Here is a 233-nt window from a genome sequence, read left to right as displayed (position 1 = left end):
CCTAATATCACTATAAGGGCCTCCTTCCTGAAAAACCTTTGATGACTGATAAAGGCTTTCAACACTAGCTTTATGACCATGACGAAGTTCAATCTGAAGGTTAAAAGCACTGAGCATAACACCGATATCAGACTCAGATTTAGAAGATATCTCTAATACTGTTTTAGTAGGGTGCTTTTCTTTAAAAGCATCATGTAGCGACGCAATCGACTTTTTCTTTTGTTCCACACTGA

1 protein-coding gene is annotated in these 233 nt (G+C 37.8%); it reads right to left on the bottom strand.

Annotation, left to right across the window (positions count from 1 at the left end):
* A partial coding sequence (locus tag R0K30_RS23670) for a DarT1-associated NADAR antitoxin family protein (RefSeq protein ID WP_410613493.1) occupies positions 1-233 on the bottom strand: 233 nt, incomplete at both ends.

Source organism: Bacillus sp. SIMBA_154, assembly GCF_046536015.1.
GTDB lineage: Bacteria > Bacillota > Bacilli > Bacillales > Bacillaceae > Bacillus > Bacillus pumilus_P.
This window is presented reverse-complemented; position numbering and strand designations above follow the sequence as displayed.